Origin of the sequence: Afifella sp. H1R (genome assembly GCF_021462425.1) — a bacterium.
GTDB classification, from domain to species: Bacteria; Pseudomonadota; Alphaproteobacteria; order Rhizobiales; family Afifellaceae; genus Afifella; species Afifella aestuarii.
Window position 1 is genome coordinate 2,281,711 of the sequence record NZ_JAKEDY010000001.1, and the last position, 14,172, is coordinate 2,295,882.

Consider the following 14,172-nt stretch of genomic DNA (forward strand, 5'->3'; position numbering starts at 1 on the left):
CTCTCGGTGTCGGCCAAGGATCTTTCATGTCCTCAAGCACACTCGTCGACAGCGTCACCTCCTGGCTGGTCGAGCAGGCCTTTGGCGAGCCCGACCCGACCGAGCTTTTTCAAGGCATGTGCGACCGCATCTTCGGCGTCGGCATCCCGATCGGCCGCGCCATGGTCAATTGGACCACGCTCCACCCGCTCTTTCAGGTGGAGGCGGTCATCTGGCGCGAGGGCCAGGAAGTGGCCTTCGAGCAGATCGCCTACAATCCCGAGCCCGATCATGTCAGCGAAGCGTGGCGGCAAAGCCCTTTCAAGGTGCTTGTGGAGAGCGGCAGCGACGTCTTCCGGCGCGCGCTCCAGGGGCCGGAGAAACTCGTCGATTTTCCTGTCCTGCAGGAATTCGTCGACGAAGGCTTCACCGATTACATCGCCTTTGCGATCGATCTCGCCATCCCCGGCAAAGGCATAGCGCACTCCCGTAGCGGCATCATCGTCTCGTATTGCTGCACGCGCCCGAGCGGCTTTTCGGATGGCGAGATCGCGGCGCTGCAGCGTGTCACACGCCGCTTCGCCCTCTCCGGCAAGGTGATGATCCTGTCGCGCATGGCCGATACGATCGCGGAAACCTATCTCGGCCATCGCGCCGGCCCGCGCGTGCTCGGCGGCCAGATCCATCGCGGCGACGGCGAGACGGTGCCGGCGATCATCCTCTACAGCGACCTCAGAAACTCCACGGCCTTCGCCGAGCGCATCCCCCGCGCCGATTACATCGACCTGTTGAATTCCTATTTCGATTGCATCGCCGCCTCCATCGAAGAGGAAGGCGGCGACATCCTGAATTTCATCGGCGATGCCGTCATCGCGCTGTTCCCGCTCGATTGCTGGTCGTCGGAGAACGAGGCTGCGCAGGCCGCGAGCCGCGCCATCGAAAAGGGCTGGCAAAGGCTCGCGCTCTTGAACGAGGCCCGAATTGCGGCCGGTGAAGAACCGCTCGATTACGGCGTCGGGCTGACGCGCGGCAACGTCATGTTCGGCAATATCGGCACGGCCTCGCGCCTGTCGTTTTCGGTGATCGGCCCGATCGTCAATCAGGTTGCGCGCGTTCAGGCGATGACAAAGGTTTTCGGCGTGCCGGCGCTTGCCGTGCAGAAGGTGGCGGACCACGCCCCGGCTCATTGGACGCCCCTCGGCGAACACACGCTCAGAGGCTTTTCGGAGCCCGTGGCGCTCTATGCCTGGGCGGGGCCGACACCGCACCGCCTCCCCGAGCCGATCATGGAAACCGGGGATCCGAGCGCACCCCCGAAAAAGCGCGCCCATCGCCCACGCGAAAGCGCTGCCGAAATGGATTTCCTGGCCAACCGCGCCGTCCGCGCCAAGGGATGAGGTGGCAGGGAGTGTCCCTCTTTCTCTCCCCATAGCGCCAGAGATGAATTGCTTCGCGCCGCAACAGGCGACGCGTGAGGGAGATGCACGTGGGGGAAAGAGCGGGCAGGAGCAAGGTCATGAGCCGCGCTCAGAACAGGCGGCTCAGCACGCTTCAGCTGAAGGCCCAGGTTGCCCACACCCCCACGATGATGGCCGCAAGCCACATCACACGCTCGATCAAGAGGCCTCTTCGTCGCCTCAGAGCATATCGCCTGAGGATCGGCTCGCTTGCGGTAAATTCATTATATCCCTCAACGATTTCTGTGAGATGATCGTTTTCGAGGGTCTCATAGATCCTGGCGCGGTTTTCTCGATCCTCCCGAGAAATCGAAATCAGCCGCCGGGTGACATCCAGTCTGGATTTCAGCTTTGAGAATGAGGGAAAGCCTTCGAGGACGGCTTCCGGCCCAAGTTTGTCGACCGCAATCGCAAGGTCCGCGGCAATCTTGGAGGTGGCAGCATCAATCGCGTCGTGGCGTGCGCGACTGCAGTCGAAATAGGCATCCCGGAGGAGAGCGATAGCCTCCGAATCCTCCCCGTCAGGTAGGCGCTGTATCGCCTCCACGATGCGCCGACCAGCGTAGCGAAGCTCGTAAATAGCGGGATTGATGATCTCGCCATTTACTTGCTCGGCCAGCTTTATGGCCTTCTCAGCTCGATTCCACTCGTCACAGACAAGGCCGAGCTGCTTTTCCGCGTCACCCCCCAGTTCCACGACAACAACAGCCTCAATCAGAGGGCATCGCTCGCCGAAGCGAATCCATCGCCTTGTCGGCGTCCCGTGATTGTTTGAGGAGCTGCGGCATGGTCATGGACCACCCGTTTTGCGCTGAAACGTTCCCACGCGACTGCTTCTTGATAATGCGATCGGTCGCGGCAGCTTTCGCGTTGTCGTAGTCCTTCAGCGTCGCCCATTCGAAGATTCGAAATGTCATCACGGTGCATAAATAGGAATCGCAGGCGCCTTGCGCCAGCATGACTCCCCCTCCAGTCGATAGCGGGTCACCTACACGGTATTTGCGCATGGCGCACGAAGTCACGCAACGTATTTTCGGCCACACTTGTAAGTAACTCTCCGCCACCGCATTGTTCGGCGGCTCACAAGCAGCGCCACATCGCTGGCACGTTGTGCGCGAGCCCATCGCCCCGCAATACGCCGGCTTTTCGCCGATCCATCCCCGGCAGTGGCGTTATTGGTCGCTCGAGGAGAGCACGTGATCGATGAGAGAGATGCCGATAGGCGCCCGAACGATGACCGAGTGGATTGCTGTATTCCTCTGGGACAAGACATCGCCGTCGCGATGAGCCCCGTCTCCCGCGCGGACCCAAACACCCCTTCTGAACTCTGAGACATCCATGCCCGCCACGATCTCCCCTTACGAGGAAGCCGACCAGCAGGGCGTGCTCGATCTCATCCTGCCGATCCAGCAGCACGAATTTGCGATCCCGATCACGCTGGACGAGCAGCCGGATCTTCGTGCCATCGAGAGTTTCTACCGGGTCGGCAAGGGCGATTTCTGGGTGGCGAAAGAGGGGGAGCGCGTCGTCGGCACGATCGCGCTCAAGGACATCGGCGAAAACCAGGCCGCCTTGCGCAAGATGTTCGTGGCGGCGACCCATCGCGGTCGCCCGCAATCCGTCTCATCGAAGCTTTTGCAAACCGCGCTCGCCGCCGCGGCAGAACGCGGCCTCGCCGAGATCTTCCTCGGCACGACGGCAAAGTTTCTCGCGGCCCACCGCTTCTATGAGAAGAACGGCTTTGCGGAGATCGACAAGACCGAGCTGCCGGCAAGCTTCCCGCTCGTCGATGTCGACACGAAATTCTACCGGATCGCGATCCCCCCTCTTCCCGCAACACCGGACTCAGGCGACGGGCATCTCCCCGCGGGCGGCTAAGTCGCCCTCCCCTGAACGGCAGCCTCCCGTGCACGCACACCACGCACGCCGAGCGGATTTCGAAGCCGGTCCTTGAAATGTAAAACGTACGTTTTACATGGCGTGCGATGGAAACGAAAACCCGGCTCCTCGCCGCCGCCGAACAGCTCTTCGACCTGAACGGTTTCACCGCCACCGGAATGGACCGGCTGACGCAAGCCGCCGGCATGTCCACGCGCACCCTCTACAAGCACGCCGGCAGCAAAACCGACCTGATGGCCGCCGTTCTCGCCGAGCGCGATCTCCGCTTCATGCGCACGTTCCAGGGCCTCGAGAGCGTCGACGGCATCTTTGCGGCTTTGGAGACGTGGGTGCGGGAAGAAGGCGCCCGCGGCTGCCTTTTCCTGCGAGCCTTCGGAGAGACCGGCGGCAACATCCCGGAAGTGCGTGCCGCCGTTCTCGCCCACAAAGAAACCTTCCGCAAACGCCTGACCGAGATCCTCGTGACCGAACTCGGCGAGGCGGCCAGCGCGCACCTCACGGAGGAGATCCTGGTCCTCTACGAGGGCGCCACGGCAGCCTCTGTCTATCGGGGCCCGGCCGCGGTCGCGGCGGCACGCCGGGCAGCGGCAATCCTTGTCGCCGACGCTGACGCCGGACAACGCCCGTGAGCCCGACCCTTCACCTCGGCGCCGTCGGTTTCGGCCTGATCGCCGTCTGTTACGGCTTTGCCCGTTTTGCCTTCGGTCTGTTTTTGCCGGAGGTCGATGCCGATCTGTCGCTCGGCCCGGCGCTGTCCGGCATCCTCTCGGGCGGTTCCTTTCTCGGCTATTGCCTGACGATCATTGCCTCGGCCGTCCTCACCGAACGTTTCGGGGCGCGCGCCGTGGCGATTGCGGCGGCCCTCGTCGCCGCGGTCGGCATGGCCGCGATCGCCGCCGCGCCCAATTCCGCCTGGCTGGCCGGCGCCGTGCTTTTGGCAGGGTCGAGCACCGGCCTCGCCTCTCCGCCCATGGCCGCGGCCGTCGCAGCCTCGGTCCGGGCCGGGCGGCAGGACGCCACCAACACCGCGATCAATGCGGGTACCAGTGCTGGCGTCGCACTCTCCGGCCCCGTCGCCCTGGCGATCGGCGGGGAATGGCGCCTCGCCTTTGCGGGCTTCGCCGCACTTGCCGTTGTCGTGGCGCTCGCAGCCGCTGTCGCGGTTCCGCCGACGCGGCGCAACGCCGCGAAAGGCAGTCACCTGCCACCCGTAACCGGACCTTTGATGCGCCTCGTCGCAGCCTCTTTCCTCATGGGCGCCGCAAGCACCTCCCTCTGGTCCTTCGGCGGCGAGCTCGCATCGCAAAGGCTCGGCTGGGGCACGAGCGGCATCGGCGTTTTGTGGACCGCCATCGGCATTGCGGGAATTGCCGGCGCCTCGGCCGGCACCCTGGTGAAACGCTTCGGCATCGACCGGACGCATCGCGCCTTTCTGGTGATGATGGCGCTCGGCATCCTCGCGACCGGCTCGGCCCTCGCCACCCCCGCAACGACGCTCGCAGGCGGCGCTCTCTTCGGCGCGGCCTATGTGATGCTGACCGGAATCTACCTCGTCTGGGGTGTGACGGCACTTTCCGATCGCCCGGCGACGGGGCTGATGATCGGCTTTCTCACCATCGCCATCGGCCAGACGGCGGGAGCGCCCCTCTTCGGTTTCATCCTGGACGCCTTCGGGTCGGATCAGGCCGTCATCGTCTTTGCCGCCATCGGGCTCGCGGCCGGCATGATGGGCTACGAGCGCGTCGGCCTTTTCGGGGCTCCGGCCGCCCGAAGATGCCCCGAGGTCCGATGAGGCCGAGGCCGAAAACCCGCGCCACTTTAAGCCCGGATCGCGTGTGAACGGCATAGCGGGCGAAACGGCGGTCGCAACAAGACCCTCTAGGCCGTGCAGAGAATGCGCGAGCAAAAACGAAGAATGAGCACGCCCCAAACAAAAAACGGCGCGGTCGCCCGCGCCGCTCATGTGTTTTGAAGCCGTCTTTTGAAATCGCTGGCCTGGCCCGAAAGGGCCGCGGCCAGCGAGGCGCGCGCTACCAGACCTTCTTGATCAGCCGCGACAAGAGGCCGGCCTCTTCTTCCTGCTGCGGCGCGTAGGCGGTCGCCATCGGGGGCTCTCCGCTCGCCGGCGTCTCGGAGGCGACCTGCGTCTCCGCACCCGTCTTGCCGCTCTCGGAACGTTCAGGAATGCTCGCCGTCATCACAGGCGCATCGGCCGGCGTCGACATCGGGGCATTCTGCGGGGCGTTCGGCGTCGCCGCCTCGGCCGGCATCGTGCCGCGGGCGAGCGCCAGAAGCGTCGGCGGCACTTCGTTCTTCTGCCGCGGATCGCGCATCAGGTCGGCGACGGCGATCTTGGCATAGTCGCGGTCGTTGAGATTGCTCGCGATCTTGTCTTCGCGCAGCTCGTCCTCGGCGCGCTTCTTGGCAACCGCCAGGCGAACCGAATCGTCCACCTTCGGGGCGCAGGAGGCGCTCGGCGAATAGCTCATCCCGGCCTGGCGCTCGGTGCCGAAGACATACTGCTTCGAGCACACGGCGACTTTCGGCTCCTGGCGGGTGAGTTCGAAGACGTCGCTGCCTTCCTTCAGCATCTTCCAGAAGGCGTAATTCTCATTGCGGCGGTGCTTGGCGAGATTCTCCGGCGTCATGCGGAACGGGAAGGCATGCACCTGGAAGGATTTCTGGCCGCCCTGGAAGGCGAGCCGCGCCAGCGTGTAGATTTCCTGGATCTGGTCGTCGTCCATGGCGTAGCAGCCGCGCGACGAGCAGGCGCCGTGCACCATGAGATGCGAGCCGGTGCGCCCGAGCGAACGGTCATAGGCGTTCGGGTAGCCCATGTTGAACGACAGATAATAGGAGGAGTTCGGGTTCAGCTGCGCCGGCGTGATGGTATAAAAACCTTCCGGCGCCTGACGGTCGCCCTCCTGCTGCTTCGGCCCGAGCTTACCCGACCATTTGCAGATGTCGTAGGTTTTGAGGAGCGCGTAGCGGCCGGTCGCCTTCTCCTGCTTCCAAACCTCGAGCTCCGATTCTTCCTTGAACAGGCGAACCAGGATCGGGCTCGTTTCGCTCATGCCCTTTTTGGCGATGAGCGATTTGGTGGAATGCGAAAGCGGCCGAAGATGTTTGGCCATGCCCTCGAAATCGTTGCAGCCGGCCAGGATGAGTACCGCCAGACCTGTAACGATGAGAGCCGCGACGCGCGCAGCGCGTGAAAATAGTGCTGTCATCATGACCCGAAGAGCCTCTTCCCCTGTCTCTTGCGGATTTCTAAAGGCATATCGTTGCCGGGAGGTTTAAGCCAATGAAATGCGGCGATTTCCTGCTGGAGCGCAGGCGAATTTCGCCGAGTGTGACGGAATCGTCGCAGACACCGCGAATTTCGCGGTGTCTGGCACTTTTCCCCGGTCAAATTGGCCAAAACTCTTCGGACGCGGCTCAAGACCGCGGAATCAGCCGAGACTGCGTCCGATCGCCAGGAATTTTTCCCGTCGCTGCAGCCGGATATCGTGCGCCGGCAGGCCGCGGAATTCGCCGAGCGCGCCAGCGATCACGTCGCCCACGGCGGCGATCACGGCGTCCGGATCCCGGTGCGCACCGCCCACCGGCTCGTTGATGATAGAGTCTATCACCTTGAGATTCTTGAGATCTTCGGCCGTCACCTTCATCGCGGTGGCGGCCTCTTCGGCGCGTGTGGAATCCCGCCACAGGATCGATGCGGCCCCTTCCGGCGAGATCACCGAATAGATCGCATGCTCGAGCATATAGACGCGATTGGCGGTCGCGAGCGCGATCGCGCCCCCCGATCCGCCCTCTCCGATGATGACGGAGACATTCGGCACGCCGAGCCCGAGACAGGCTTCCGTGGAGCGCGCGATCGCCTCTGCCTGGCCGCGTTCCTCAGCCCCGACCCCCGGGTAAGCCCCTGCCGTATCTACGAAAGCGATCACCGGCAGGCCGAAACGATCGGCCATTTCCATGAGCCTGACCGCCTTGCGGTAGCCCTCCGGTCGGCCCATGCCGAAATTGTGCTTAAGCCGCGACTGCGTGTCGAAGCCCTTCTCCTGCCCGAGGACAGCCACAGGCTCGCCACGGAACCGCCCGAGACCGGCGAGAACCGCGCGGTCCTCGGCAAATTTCCGGTCGCCGGCAAGCAGCGTGAAATCCTTGATCAGCGAGGAGATGTAACGGCTCGCATGCGGCCGGTCGGGATGGCGGGCGACGAGCGCCTTCTGCCAGGGCGTCAACTTGGCGTAGAGGCCCTTCAGCGCATCCCGCGCTTTGGTTTCCAGATTGGCGATTTCCTCGTCGGTGGAAACGCTGTCATCACTCTCCTGCAGCCGACGCAGCTCCTGAATCTGGCCTTCGAGGTCGGCAACGGGTTTTTCGAAATCGAGGAAGTGGCGCATGTAAGGCAGTTGATCCTTAAGGTGGCCGCAAACTGGCGATGGGGCGTTGTCAAGTCAAGCGGAGGCGACAATCGGCCCCCATCTCATCGCCAGCCGGGCTTTGAGGGCGACATCATCAGCGCATGCGCCCGAGAGGGTGATGCTCCTGGACGAGCGTCTTCATGCGCTCCTCCAGAATATGGGTATAAATCTGTGTGGTCGAAATGTCGGCATGGCCGAGCAATGTCTGCACGGCCCTGAGATCGGCGCCGCCTGACAGGAGATGCGTCGCGAAAGCATGACGCAAGACATGGGGCGACAGGCGCGCGGGCGATATGCCGGCCTCGATGCCGACCTCCTTCAAGTCGCGCGCGAAAGCCTGGCGCGTCAGATGCCCGCAGGCCGAGGCCGCCGGAAACAGAAACGGGCTTCGGCCCGCCTGTCGCTCATCGAGGAGTGCGCGGTAATCGCGCATCGAAAGGCGGGCGTCTTCGTTCAAAGGCACGAGCCGCTCACGCCCCCCTTTGCCGGTCACGATCAGGAAAGGGCGCTCGCCGGTCGCCGCACTCGCCGGCAGCCCGACGAGTTCCGAAACCCGAAGGCCGGTGGCATAAAGAAGCTCCAGAAGCGCCCGCGTGCGTGCCGCCGCGAGGCGCCGTGCGGGCGGCGCCTCGCGACCTGCCCGCGCGCGCGCCGTATCCAGCAAGGTACCAACCTCTTCGACGGACAAGGTCTTTGGCAGGCCGCGCCGTGGCTTCGGACGATCGAGGACGATCGTTGGATCGTCGCTGCGCAACCCTTCGGACAGGAGGAAGCGAAAGAACTGGCGCAGCGCAGAAACCCGTCGGCTCTGTGTCGCCGGGCTCATGCCGCGTGCTGCAAGTGTGGCGATATAGTCGCGCACCCCGTCGCCGCCGACCTCGCGCAGGTCGCTGACGGTGCCAAGCGCATCGAGAAGGTCGCGCCGATAGGCCGCAAGCGTATTTGCAGAAGCCCCGCGCTCAGCCGCCAGCATCTCCAGAAACGCTTCGATATCCAGAAGATCGCGCGGTCGGCGCGGGCGCGGCCCAGTATCCCCCGCTGGGGACGAGGCCGCACTCACTGATTGACCCGCTCCGCAGGAATACGCACGCTCATCTCTCTGGGATTGGGCTCCACGAGAAGCGTCAGCGCTATCATGCCACCATAGACGATCGCGGCCAGAACCGCGATGACAAACAAGAAGCGAAAGAGACTTGGCATTCGAACCGCCCGTTTACGTGAGCCCCTTATCGCCGCTTCCGCTGCTATTTCAAGGGATGCACGGCAACAGATAAAGCTTTATAGCGAGCCGATTGTGGGCCGGGACGGGGCATGTTGCGAACTGACAGCAAGAAATATTCACGCATCGAGGAAGGCGCCGCGGAACGCGTCGTCGAGCGTTTGGGTGCGCGAAACATCGTCCTCGTGGGGATGATGGGCGCTGGCAAGACCAGCGTCGGCCGCCGCCTTGCTGCGACACTCAACCTGCCTTTCAAAGACGCCGACCAGGAAATCGAAGCAGCCGCCAACCTCACCATCGCCGACATTTTCTCAACTTACGGCGAGGCGCATTTTCGTGACGGTGAGAAAAAAGTCATCCGGCGTCTTCTCACCACCGGCCCGACAGTGATCGCAACCGGCGGAGGTGCCTTCGAAGACGCGGAGACACGTCAGGCGATCGCCAATGACGCCGTCTCCATTTGGCTCAAGGCCGATCTCGATCTCCTTTTCGACCGTGTCAGGCGCCGGTCGAACCGGCCGCTCTTGCGCAAACCGAACCCGAAGGAAATCCTGGCGGATCTCCTCGCCCGCCGAGAACCCACCTACGCCCTCGCCACGCTCACGGTCGCCTCGCGCGACGTGCCCCACCACACCGTCGTGGCAGACGTTCTTTCCGCCCTCGATAAATTTCTGACCAGCGAGAACCCATCATGAGTTCCGTACATGTGGACCTTGGCGAGCGCAGCTACGACGTCCTCGTCGCCGCCAACCTCATCCCCAATCTCGGACGCCACATGGCCGCGCGGATGGACGCCCGCCGCGCCGCGATCATCACAGACGAAAACGTCGGCGGCCTTTACCTTGACCCCGTCCGCCGGGCCCTAAGCGATGCGGAAATCGACAGCGTCGAGATCGTCGTCGCGCCGGGGGAAGCCTCCAAGAGCTTCTCCACCCTGGAACGCGTTGTGAGAGAGCTGCTCGCAGCCCGGCTCGAACGCTCCGACATCGTCATCGCGCTTGGCGGCGGCGTCGTTGGCGACCTCGCGGGCTTTGCGGCTGCAATCACCCGTCGAGGCATGAGCCTCGTCCAGGTGGCGACAAGCCTTCTTGCACAGGTGGATTCATCCGTCGGCGGCAAAACCGGCATCAATACGCCGGAAGGCAAAAACCTCGTCGGTGCCTTCTTCCAGCCACGGCTGGTCCTGGCCGATACGAGCGCACTCGATACCCTCCCGCCGCGCGAGTTTCGTGCCGGTTATGCCGAAGTCGCAAAATACGGCTTGATCGACGATGCGGATTTCTTCTCGTGGCTCGAGGACAACAGAGAGGCCGTCTTCGCCGGCGAGGAGGCACGCGGGGAAGCCATCCGCCGCAGCGTCGCGGCAAAGGCGCGCGTCGTCGCCGCCGACGAGCGTGAAGCGGGAACACGCGCCCTCCTCAATCTCGGACATACCTTCGGACATGCGCTTGAGGCTGCTTGCAACTACGACGCCAGCCGCATCATCCACGGCGAGGGTGTGGCCATCGGTATGGCCATGGCCCATCGCTTTTCGGTCCAGCAGGGGCTTTGTGCGCCGGAGGCGGCGGAGCGCGTCGAGAGGCATCTTGCCGCCGCGGGTCTGCTAACCCACATGAACAGCATTCCGGGAAGCGGATTTTCCACCTCGGAATTGATGGATCACATTGCCCAGGACAAAAAGGTCAAAGCTGGCCGCCTCACCTTTATCTTGAGCCGAGGGATCGGTGAGGCTTTCATCGCGGAGGATGTCGCGCCTCACTCGGTTGAGACGTTCCTCGCCGATGAGCTCGCGGCCGAGCCTGCACCCGCCCTTCAGACAGGAGAATAACCCATGTGGCTCGCAGCCACTCTGCTTGCCATTGTCATTCTGCTTTTCCTTTCCGCCTTCTTCTCCGGATCGGAGACCGCTTTGACGGCGGCATCACGCGCCCGCATGCACCAGATGGAGCGGTCGGGCGATGCCCGAGCGGGCATCGTTTCGCGTCTGATCGATCGCCGCGAACGCATGATCTCCTCGCTGCTTCTCGGCAACAACCTCGTCAACATCCTGGCATCCGCCCTCGCAACGGCCGCCTTCATCGACATTCTGGGCGATGCGGGTGTGGCGGCGGCGACCTTCGTGATGACGGTCCTGGTCCTCGTCTTTGCAGAGGTTTTGCCGAAGACCTGGGCAATCACGACGCCGGACCGCTTCGCGCTTGCCGTCTCGCCCTTCGTCTCAACGGTCGTCCGGGTTTTTGCGCCTGTCGTGATGGCAGTTCAGCGCTTCGTATCGGCGCTCTTGCGTCTCTTCGGCGTCGCCGCGAGCCATGACGTGCTCTTGTCCGGCCACGAGGAACTTCGCGGCGCCGTCGATCTCCTGCACCGCGAAGGCAGCGTGCAAAAGGGCGCCCGCGACATGCTGGGCGGCCTTTTGGACCTCAACGAGCTCGATGTCTCCGACGTCATGGTTCACCGCACAGCGATGCAGGCCCTCAACGCCGATGATCCGGCAGAGAAGCTCGTCACCCAGGTGATCGAGAGCCCCTTCACACGCCTGCCCTTGTGGCGCGGCGAGACCGAAAACATTGTCGGAATCCTGCATGCCAAGGACGTCTTGAGGGCCCTAGCGGCAGCCGGCGGCGATGCAACCGCTCTCGATATCATGGCGGTCGCCTCAAAGCCCTGGTTCGTGCCTGACACGACCTCTCTGCAGGCGCAGCTCAACGAGTTCCTGCGCCGCAAGATTCACTTCGCGCTCGTCGTCGACGAGTATGGGGAGGTGATGGGCCTGATCACGCTCGAAGACATCCTGGAGGAAATCGTCGGCGAGATCGCCGACGAGCATGACGTGGAGATCCAGGGCGTGCGCCAGCAGCCGGACGGCTCCATTATCGTGGAAGGCACGGTGCCGATCCGCGATCTCAACCGCGCCTTCGACTGGAACCTGCCGGATGAGGAGGCGACAACCATGGCGGGCCTCGTGATCCACGAAGCGCAGACCATTCCCGAAGCGGGGCAGGAATTCACCTTCCACGGCTTCCGCTTCAAGGTTCTGCGCAAGACACGGAACCGACTGACGCAGATAAGGGTGACACCGGTCACGCCGGTGGCGACGGCACAGGCGACGAGCTTGCCGGTCTAGGCCGCCCGTTCCATTCAGGAGGCCGGCCATCTACCGGCCTTCGCCCGGCGCATACGCCCTTACGGCCAGCGCGTGCACTCTGGCCTTCAGCTCTTCAGCCAGGATCTCATTGATCATGCGATGGCGTTCAACGCGGCTCTTCCCTTCGAAGGCCGCAGACACAATATGGATGCGGAAGTGGCTCTCACCCTCAGGATGCGCGCCACCATGACCGGCATGAAGATGCGATTCATCGGTAATGGTCAGCTCCTCGGGGGAAAGGGCACCATTAAGTTTGTCTTCCATTTTTTCACGAACGCTCATCGTTCCTCCGGTTCTGTCTGATTGGCGTTGAGGTACGGCTTGAGAGGGCCCGCCGGGGCGGGCATATTGATTCCATGAAGCTTGAATCGGACCTGTTCGACAAGATTAGAACCCGCAAGGGAACGAAGAAGCCCAAGCAGGAAGAAAGGGCGACGCGCGTCTGCGAAGCCGAAGGCTGCAATGCGCCCGCGACGCATCGCGCACCCAAGGGACGCGACGCAGAAGGCGAGTATTTTTGGTTCTGCCTGGAGCACGTGCGCGCCTACAACAAATCGTACAATTATTTCGCCGGGCTCGACGACACCGACGTCCAATCCTTTCAGAAGGAATCGATCATCGGCCACAGGCCGACCTGGCGGATGGGCTCCAACGCGCGCTCAGATGAGGGCCCACGGCCCGGAGGACGCGCCAAATACGGCTTTACCGGCAAGACCGACGACCCGTTCCATCTTTTCGGCGAGGGCTTCAGAAGCCGCCCGTCCGAAGAGCCGACCCGCCGCACCGTGCGCAACATGGAGAGGAAGTCGCTGGCGACTCTGGGCCTTGACGAGACCGCTGGCCCCGACGAAGTAAAGGCCCGGTACAAGACGCTCGTGAAGCGCCATCACCCCGACGCCAATGGCGGCGACCGTTCTCTGGAGGAGAAACTCCGGGAAATTATCCAGGCCTACAGCTATTTGAAGAGCGTCGGTTTCTGCTAGATCAGGGTTCTCTGACGCCGTGAAAAGAGCCGGCGCATACGGCGCCGAAAGAAGGAATTTGTCATGCAGGAAGCCGTCGAGAACACCCCCGCCGTCCCCGATATGAAGGTGTCGGTCAGGCAGGTCTTCGGCATCGATTCAGACCTCGAAGTCCCGGCCTTTTCGCAGGGTGATCCGCACGTCCCCGATCTCGACGAGGATTATCTTTTTGACCGCGAGACGACCTTGGCGATCCTTGCGGGGTTTGCCCATAACCGCCGTGTGATGGTCACGGGCTATCACGGTACCGGCAAGTCGACGCATATCGAACAGGTCGCAGCGCGCCTCAACTGGCCGTGCGTGCGCGTCAATCTCGACAGCCACATCAGCCGCATCGATCTCGTCGGCAAGGACGCAATCGTCGTGCGCGACGGTATGCAGGTGACCGAATTTCGTGACGGCATCCTGCCCTGGGCGATCCAGACCAACACCGCCCTCGTCTTCGATGAATACGATGCAGGCCGGCCGGACGTGATGTTCGTCATTCAGCGCGTGCTGGAGGTTTCCGGTCGTCTGACGCTTCTCGACCAGAACCGGGTCATCCGTCCGCATCCAGCGTTCCGTCTTTTTGCGACCGCCAACACGGTCGGGCTTGGCGACACGTCGGGCCTTTATCACGGCACGCAACAGATCAATCAGGGTCAGATGGACCGCTGGTCGATCGTCACCACGCTCAATTATCTGCCGCACGACAACGAGGTCGACATCGTTCTCTCGAAGGTTGCGCATCTGCGCAATCCGGAAGGCCGCGACCAGGCAAGCCGGATGGTGCGTGTCGCGGATATGACCCGCAACGCTTTTGTCAACGGCGATCTGTCGACAGTCATGAGCCCGCGGACGGTGATCACCTGGGCGGAGAATGCCGAGATCTTCTCAGATTTGGGCTTCGCCTTCCGCGTCACCTTCCTCAACAAATGCGATGAGCTCGAGCAGCCGCTTGTGGCCGAATTCTATCAGCGCTGTTTCGGCAAGGAGCTGCCGGAATCGGCAGCCAACCTGGTTCTGAGCTGAGGCGCGGCAC

The 14,172-nt window shown here is 63.2% G+C and carries 16 protein-coding genes; 9 read left to right on the plus strand and 7 right to left on the minus strand.

Features of this window, described 5'->3' with window-relative positions; translation table 11 throughout:
* Positions 1-26 precede the first annotated feature (26 nt).
* Positions 27-1,376, plus strand: a complete 1,350-nt coding sequence (locus L0F51_RS10835) for an adenylate/guanylate cyclase domain-containing protein (protein ID WP_234629144.1) — start codon at positions 27-29, stop codon at positions 1,374-1,376.
* 154 nt (positions 1,377-1,530) lie between these two features.
* Here the strand turns inward: L0F51_RS10835 and L0F51_RS10840 are convergent, their stop codons facing one another.
* Both L0F51_RS10840 and L0F51_RS10845 read right to left on the minus strand, forming a co-directional pair.
* The gene (locus tag L0F51_RS10840) at positions 1,531-2,133 is read right to left on the minus strand and encodes a hypothetical protein (RefSeq protein ID WP_234629145.1); all 603 of its coding nucleotides are present in this window, start codon (positions 2,131-2,133) and stop codon (positions 1,531-1,533) included.
* Between the two features lie 13 nt (positions 2,134-2,146).
* Positions 2,147-2,395, minus strand: a complete 249-nt coding sequence (locus L0F51_RS10845; RefSeq protein WP_234629146.1) for a hypothetical protein — start codon at positions 2,393-2,395, stop codon at positions 2,147-2,149.
* A 379-nt stretch (positions 2,396-2,774) separates the two neighbouring features.
* Here L0F51_RS10845 and L0F51_RS10850 point away from each other — a divergent pair, with 379 nt between their 5' ends.
* The 3 genes from L0F51_RS10850 to L0F51_RS10860 all read left to right on the plus strand — a co-directional run bounded on the left by L0F51_RS10850 (position 2,775) and on the right by L0F51_RS10860 (position 5,127).
* A complete protein-coding gene (locus L0F51_RS10850) occupies positions 2,775-3,314 on the plus strand; it encodes a GNAT family N-acetyltransferase (RefSeq protein WP_234629147.1) in 540 nt (179 codons plus the stop codon).
* A 107-nt stretch (positions 3,315-3,421) separates the two neighbouring features.
* Positions 3,422-3,964, plus strand: a complete 543-nt coding sequence (locus L0F51_RS10855) for a TetR/AcrR family transcriptional regulator (protein WP_234629148.1) — start codon at positions 3,422-3,424, stop codon at positions 3,962-3,964.
* Positions 3,961-5,127 (plus strand): MFS transporter, encoded by a 1,167-nt coding sequence (locus tag L0F51_RS10860; protein WP_234629149.1) that lies wholly within the window; start codon positions 3,961-3,963, stop codon positions 5,125-5,127. Before L0F51_RS10855 ends, L0F51_RS10860 begins: the two co-directional genes overlap by 4 nt.
* A 238-nt stretch (positions 5,128-5,365) precedes the next feature.
* On the opposite strand, the gene L0F51_RS10865 is transcribed toward L0F51_RS10860, so the two are convergent.
* The 4 genes from L0F51_RS10865 to L0F51_RS10880 all read right to left on the minus strand — a co-directional run bounded on the left by L0F51_RS10865 (position 5,366) and on the right by L0F51_RS10880 (position 8,965).
* Positions 5,366-6,568 carry a murein L,D-transpeptidase family protein gene (locus tag L0F51_RS10865; protein ID WP_234629150.1) on the minus strand — a complete coding sequence of 401 codons (1,203 nt, stop codon included), beginning with the start codon at positions 6,566-6,568 and terminating at the stop codon, positions 5,366-5,368.
* Positions 6,569-6,787: 219 nt separating this feature from the next.
* Positions 6,788-7,744, minus strand: a complete 957-nt coding sequence (locus L0F51_RS10870; protein ID WP_128290901.1) for an acetyl-CoA carboxylase carboxyltransferase subunit alpha — start codon at positions 7,742-7,744, stop codon at positions 6,788-6,790.
* A 115-nt stretch (positions 7,745-7,859) separates the two neighbouring features.
* Positions 7,860-8,762, minus strand: coding sequence for a site-specific tyrosine recombinase XerD (locus L0F51_RS10875; protein WP_255701414.1), 903 nt, complete (start codon positions 8,760-8,762; stop codon positions 7,860-7,862).
* A 59-nt stretch (positions 8,763-8,821) separates the two neighbouring features.
* Positions 8,822-8,965 carry a histidine kinase gene (locus tag L0F51_RS10880; RefSeq protein ID WP_092814517.1) on the minus strand — a complete coding sequence of 48 codons (144 nt, stop codon included), beginning with the start codon at positions 8,963-8,965 and terminating at the stop codon, positions 8,822-8,824.
* 111 nt (positions 8,966-9,076) lie between these two features.
* Here L0F51_RS10880 and L0F51_RS10885 point away from each other — a divergent pair, with 111 nt between their 5' ends.
* The 3 genes from L0F51_RS10885 to L0F51_RS10895 are packed head-to-tail and all read left to right on the plus strand — an operon-like array spanning position 9,077 to position 12,108.
* Positions 9,077-9,679, plus strand: coding sequence for a shikimate kinase (locus L0F51_RS10885; protein ID WP_128290900.1), 603 nt, complete (start codon positions 9,077-9,079; stop codon positions 9,677-9,679).
* Positions 9,676-10,812 carry a 3-dehydroquinate synthase gene (gene aroB / locus L0F51_RS10890; protein WP_234629151.1) on the plus strand — a complete coding sequence of 379 codons (1,137 nt, stop codon included), beginning with the start codon at positions 9,676-9,678 and terminating at the stop codon, positions 10,810-10,812. The genes L0F51_RS10885 and aroB overlap by 4 nt, the downstream gene beginning before the upstream one ends.
* 3 nt (positions 10,813-10,815) lie before the next feature.
* Positions 10,816-12,108: an HlyC/CorC family transporter gene (locus tag L0F51_RS10895; protein WP_234629152.1), complete on the plus strand. Its 1,293-nt coding sequence runs from the start codon at positions 10,816-10,818 to the stop codon at positions 12,106-12,108.
* Between the two features lie 30 nt (positions 12,109-12,138).
* Here the strand turns inward: L0F51_RS10895 and L0F51_RS10900 are convergent, their stop codons facing one another.
* Complete coding sequence (locus L0F51_RS10900) at positions 12,139-12,411, minus strand: BolA family transcriptional regulator (RefSeq protein WP_234629153.1); 273 nt, start codon at positions 12,409-12,411, stop codon at positions 12,139-12,141.
* Positions 12,412-12,485: 74 nt separating this feature from the next.
* Here L0F51_RS10900 and L0F51_RS10905 point away from each other — a divergent pair, with 74 nt between their 5' ends.
* Both L0F51_RS10905 and cobS read left to right on the plus strand, forming a co-directional pair.
* The gene (locus L0F51_RS10905; RefSeq protein ID WP_234629154.1) at positions 12,486-13,112 is read left to right on the plus strand and encodes a J domain-containing protein; all 627 of its coding nucleotides are present in this window, start codon (positions 12,486-12,488) and stop codon (positions 13,110-13,112) included.
* A gap of 63 nt (positions 13,113-13,175) precedes the next feature.
* The gene (cobS, locus tag L0F51_RS10910) at positions 13,176-14,162 is read left to right on the plus strand and encodes a cobaltochelatase subunit CobS (protein ID WP_234629155.1); all 987 of its coding nucleotides are present in this window, start codon (positions 13,176-13,178) and stop codon (positions 14,160-14,162) included.
* Positions 14,163-14,172 lie beyond the last annotated feature (10 nt).

Excerpts from the sequence above, each read along its gene's own strand:
- L0F51_RS10835 (WP_234629144.1), top strand. The coding sequence starts at position 27 with ATGTCCTCAAGCACACTCGTCGACAGCGTCACCTCCTGGCTGGTCGAG.
- L0F51_RS10845 (WP_234629146.1), bottom strand. The coding sequence starts at position 2,395 with ATGCTGGCGCAAGGCGCCTGCGATTCCTATTTATGCACCGTGATGACA.
- L0F51_RS10850 (WP_234629147.1), top strand. The coding sequence starts at position 2,775 with ATGCCCGCCACGATCTCCCCTTACGAGGAAGCCGACCAGCAGGGCGTG.
- L0F51_RS10855 (WP_234629148.1), top strand. The coding sequence starts at position 3,422 with ATGGAAACGAAAACCCGGCTCCTCGCCGCCGCCGAACAGCTCTTCGAC.
- L0F51_RS10865 (WP_234629150.1), bottom strand. The coding sequence starts at position 6,568 with ATGATGACAGCACTATTTTCACGCGCTGCGCGCGTCGCGGCTCTCATC.
- L0F51_RS10870 (WP_128290901.1), bottom strand. The coding sequence starts at position 7,744 with ATGCGCCACTTCCTCGATTTCGAAAAACCCGTTGCCGACCTCGAAGGC.
- L0F51_RS10880 (WP_092814517.1), bottom strand. The coding sequence starts at position 8,965 with ATGCCAAGTCTCTTTCGCTTCTTGTTTGTCATCGCGGTTCTGGCCGCG.
- L0F51_RS10885 (WP_128290900.1), top strand. The coding sequence starts at position 9,077 with ATGTTGCGAACTGACAGCAAGAAATATTCACGCATCGAGGAAGGCGCC.
- aroB (WP_234629151.1), top strand. The coding sequence starts at position 9,676 with ATGAGTTCCGTACATGTGGACCTTGGCGAGCGCAGCTACGACGTCCTC.
- L0F51_RS10895 (WP_234629152.1), top strand. The coding sequence starts at position 10,816 with ATGTGGCTCGCAGCCACTCTGCTTGCCATTGTCATTCTGCTTTTCCTT.
- L0F51_RS10900 (WP_234629153.1), bottom strand. The coding sequence starts at position 12,411 with ATGAGCGTTCGTGAAAAAATGGAAGACAAACTTAATGGTGCCCTTTCC.
- L0F51_RS10905 (WP_234629154.1), top strand. The coding sequence starts at position 12,486 with ATGAAGCTTGAATCGGACCTGTTCGACAAGATTAGAACCCGCAAGGGA.
- cobS (WP_234629155.1), top strand. The coding sequence starts at position 13,176 with ATGCAGGAAGCCGTCGAGAACACCCCCGCCGTCCCCGATATGAAGGTG.